The sequence below is a fragment of the Streptomyces sp. NPDC002754 genome, assembly GCF_053592315.1.
On record NZ_JBSFVM010000085.1, the window covers coordinates 1 to 3,445 of the forward strand.

At 72.1% G+C, this 3,445-nt stretch carries 4 protein-coding genes; 2 read left to right on the plus strand and 2 right to left on the minus strand.

Translation table 11 applies throughout. The features are described 5' to 3' along the window. Positions 1-90: 90 nt before the first annotated feature. Together ACWD2L_RS40915 and ACWD2L_RS40920 are read right to left on the minus strand one after the other, a co-directional pair. On the minus strand, positions 91-1,356 hold the full coding sequence (locus ACWD2L_RS40915) for a zf-HC2 domain-containing protein (protein WP_451193823.1): 1,266 nt from the start codon (positions 1,354-1,356) through the stop codon (positions 91-93). Then, on the minus strand, positions 1,353-1,928 hold the full coding sequence (locus ACWD2L_RS40920) for a sigma-70 family RNA polymerase sigma factor (protein WP_351346040.1): 576 nt from the start codon (positions 1,926-1,928) through the stop codon (positions 1,353-1,355). Before ACWD2L_RS40920 ends, ACWD2L_RS40915 begins: the two co-directional genes overlap by 4 nt. A gap of 299 nt (positions 1,929-2,227) precedes the next feature. Between ACWD2L_RS40920 and ACWD2L_RS40925 the strand changes: the two genes are divergently transcribed. Both ACWD2L_RS40925 and ACWD2L_RS40930 read left to right on the plus strand, forming a co-directional pair. Beyond that, entirely contained in the window at positions 2,228-2,602 is a 375-nt protein-coding gene (locus ACWD2L_RS40925) for an STAS domain-containing protein (protein WP_351346037.1), read from the plus strand. 119 nt (positions 2,603-2,721) lie between these two features. After that, positions 2,722-3,219, plus strand: a complete 498-nt coding sequence (locus ACWD2L_RS40930; protein WP_351346043.1) for an EF-hand domain-containing protein — start codon at positions 2,722-2,724, stop codon at positions 3,217-3,219. Positions 3,220-3,445 lie beyond the last annotated feature (226 nt).

Consider the following 3,445-nt stretch of genomic DNA (forward strand, 5'->3'; position numbering starts at 1 on the left):
GTGCGCAGCGACGACACCGCCGAGCGGGAGTTCGAGCGGCAGCTGATATGGCCGCACCGGGCTTGATGAGGGCAAGTTGGCGTGAGGCCGCTACAACCGGCTCAGGCCCGCCGTTGCCGACAGGACGTCGCGGATGGCCTCGCGGTCGCCGACCTGGCCCGCCGCCGCTTCCTCCGGGAGGATGTGGCCCGCGGCGAGGCGGCAGAACTCCACGCCGTCCAGCGCCACATGCGCCACCTCCCGCCCGCCGGAGGCACTCGCCGCGGGGGAGTCGAGGGCGATCAGCCACTCGCCGCCGCCCGCCCCCTCGACCTCAAGGCGCAGGCTGCGCCCGGGTCGCCCCGCGCCGACGAGCTCCCGGGCGGGGGCCGCTAGGCCGTGCCGGCGGCGCTCGGCCAGGGAGCCGGGGAGCATCCGCGCGGCGAGGTCGATCATCCGGTTGAGGTGGCGCGGGGCCGGCGCCTCGTACGGGTAGTCGACCGCGTCCGCGATGTCACCGGCGTGGATCCAGCACTCGAAGGCCCGGTCGACCATCGCGTCGCGCAGCGCGAGCTCGAAATTGCCGTACGAGACGGGGAGTTGACCGGAACCCCCGGCACCGCCCCCGTCCGAACCCGCGAAGGACACCGTGCGGATGACGGAGTGCGACTGCTCGCGCCACGGCGCCCGTACCGCGCGCGTGGGCGGGAAGTAGGAGGCCCTCCAGTACGCCCGGGTGCGCGCGGTGGGGTCAAGGAGCGCAGGCGCGCCGGGGTCCTCGAGGCCGAGGGCGCGGGCGACCAGGCCGTCCACGCTGGTGAGATGGGCGATCACCCCGGCGACCGTGGTCTTCTTGCCGACCTGCTCCGCCCCCTCGTACCAGCGAAGCCGCACCGGCGCGTGCCATTCGCCGTCGCCGATGTCCTGGAGCAGCGCGTCGAGCCGGGCGGTCTCCGTGTCGTACGAGGTGGCCCAGCCGGGCACGGGGATGCGGGCGGGGCGCCGGGTGAGGCAGCCCTCCAGGACGCGGGAGCGCAGCATCGGGTCGAGGTCGAGGCTCTCCTCTGCGTGCAGCAGGCCCACGGCGTCGCGCAGCCGCAGCGCCTCCTCGGCGCAGGTGCCACAGCCACCCAGGTGGATCTCGACGGCGGCCGCTTCCTCGGGGGAGCAGGCGGCCAACGCCCAGGCGCCGAGCAGGGACTTGAGGACGTGGTGCTCCAGGACGGCCGGTTCGGCAGCCGTCACGTCGGGCAGCGGGCGGCCGGTGTCCTCGATGGAGGAGCGGGGCGTCGGTATCCAGGGCCGGTCCGCGGGGCCGGGGCCGTCGGGCTCCTCCTCGTGGGGGTCGAACCTGTCCGGTCCGTTCGCCGCGCTCACGCCGGCCTCCCGTAGCCGTGGCCGGGAGGCGTGCCCGCGTTGTGGGCCGTCGACAGGAGTTGCAGGCCGAGGCGGAGCCTGCGGCGGGCCTCGTCCTCGGTGACGCCCAGGTCGGCGGCGGTCTGGCGGTAGTCACGGCGCTGGAAGTACGCGAGGTTCAGCGCGTCGCGCAGTGGGGCGGGCATGGACGTCACGATGTAGTCGGCGCGGGCCGCTGCGGAGGCGTGACGCACCTTGCGCTCCAGGTCCTCGGTGGTGCCGTGCCCGGTGCGCACGAGGGCGGCGGACTCGGTCTGGCGCAGGCGCTGCACCGCGTGCCGGTGGGTGAGGGTGGCGATGAAGGAGCGCAGCGGGCCCTGCTTGGGGTCGTAGGACTCCGGATTCTCCCAGATCTGTGTGAACACGTCACGGGTGATCTGGTCGGCCGCCGTCTCGTCGTCGAGCACGCGGTGGGCCAGGCCGTGCACCAGCGAGGCGAACCGGTCGTAGAGCTCGCCGAGCGCGGCCGCCTCCCCGTGGGCCAGGCGCTGCTGCATCCTGCGGTCCCAGCGGGACGGGGTGTCCTTGGGCATGAGGCCCCCTCACCGGCTGCCCGAACTACTTTCCTTCTACCCGAATGTAACCGTCGGCACCGACAACGCACGCTCCTTTGCCGCATTGTGCGTCGCCGGAGAGTGGCAGGTGGTAAAGACCATTCGCGCTGTGGAACGCGATGAGGGATCTGGTTCAGATGTGACCGGCCAGGGCTTAACCAGGCCATATGTGATAGGTCTGCGGGAGTGTTTCATCCCGTTGCGGCAGGGCAGCCGCGCAGAAGAAACGTAGGGACAGATTCCAGATAGTCGATATTCCCGAGCGAGAGGCATAGCGCGTGGCGCTCAAGGTGACCGAGTCAGGGCAGGGCGACTGGGCCGTCGTGTGTGCGTCGGGAGAGATGGACCTGGTGACGTCCCCGGCGCTGCGACAGCAGGTGCACGAGGCGGTGGCGGACGGCCGCCGCAGTGTCGTGCTCGACCTTTCCGACGTGCTGTTCTGTGATTCGAGCGGCGTCGGCGTGCTGATCGCGTCGCGCCGTCTGATGCGCTCCTGCCAGGGCCGCCTGCGGCTGATCCTGCCGGCCCAGGGCGCGGTCGACGGCTCCCACGTGAACCGGGTCCTCGGCGCCCTCGGCGTCCGTCGGCTCTTCGACGTCTACCCGGACGTCGCCTCGGCCGTGGACGAGGACGCGGCGCCCATGTCGGCGTAACGCTTGTACCGGATTTTCACCGGCCTTGACACAATCGCCGCAGTTCGGGGCGTGCGCGCACGGGACCGTCGTACGCTCCGTTGCGTAAGACCCATCGACCCGAGAGGCGGCCCATGAGCATGGACGAGCGGAGGATCGCGGCCCGGTTCGCCGGCTTCGACCAGGACGGCAACGGATACATCGACCGCGAGGACTTCTACGTCGCCGCGAAGGCGCTGCTCGCCGAGTTCGGTGTCACGGCGCGTTCCGGGCGGGGGCAGTCGTTGTTCGCCGGGGCCGAGGCGTTCTGGCAGGGAATGGCCGGGATCGCGGATGTCGACGGGGACCAGCGGGTGACCCGTGAGGAGTTCGTGACCGGGGCGGTGAAGCGGTTGCGGGACAGCCCGGACCGGTTCGCCGAGATCGCCCGCCCGTTCCTGCGGGGGGCGTTCGCGGTGGCGGGGGCCGATGAGGCCGGGGTCGAGGTGGATACCGCGGGGCGTGTGCTGGGGGTGCTCGGGGTGGAGCCGGATGTGGCCCGGGCGGCTGCGGAGTCGTTGGCCTCCGACGGTTCGGCCCGGATCACGGAGGACGCGGCGGTCCGCGCCTTCGCGCGCTACTTCACGGTCCCTGAGTAGACCCGCCTCGTGCTTCAACGTCCCTGAGTGGACGCGCCTCATCAAGCCCGGTGCGGCCATATCAAGCCCCTGCGGCGATTGAGCAGCGGGGGCCGGGGCGGAGCCCCGCGGCCGCAACCCTCGACGGGGCGAAAGATCGGGGCTCTGCCCCGCACCCCGCTGCTCAATCGCCGCAGTGGCCGCGGTGACCTCGGCCCGGATCCGATCGGGCCAGACGGCATGACGA